General features: G+C 56.5%; 1 pseudogene. It reads left to right on the top strand.

Features of this window, described 5'->3' with window-relative positions:
- Window positions 1–444: pseudogene (locus ACTHTS_RS11250) on the top strand (AsmA family protein); the annotation flags it as partial.

Genomic DNA, 444 nt, shown 5'->3' with positions numbered 1-444 from the left:
GACTTCAGCCTCAACCTCCGTTCGGAAGATTTCGACGGCCGCCGTTTCAAAATCGGCGGCAACATCCGCAATCCGCAGTTCCCCCTCGAATGGAACGGCAACGGCCTGCTTCAAACCAACGCAGCAAACTGGAACATTCCCGAGCTCCGCTTTGAAGCGCAGAGCCGCCGCGACCAAAACACGGTAAAAATCAACATCACCAGCGCCCTAGACTGGCAAACGCAAAACCACACCCTGCAAGTCAGCAACATCAACCTGCGCGCAGACAGCGTTCAACAAAACCTCCACTTGACCGCCCAAGCACCCCTGCTCATCTTCAAAGACAACCACCTCAGCCTCAATACCGTCAGCGGAGCCTTTACCGCAGGCTCGCCCGACAGCCAATGGGACGGCTCATTCAAACTCGACAAAACCAATCTGCGTCCGAGCGTCATCACCCTGGAC

This window comes from Neisseria sp. P0019.S003, assembly GCF_051957115.1.
GTDB classification, from domain to species: domain Bacteria; phylum Pseudomonadota; class Gammaproteobacteria; order Burkholderiales; family Neisseriaceae; genus Neisseria; species Neisseria flavescens_D.
This window is presented reverse-complemented; position numbering and strand designations above follow the sequence as displayed.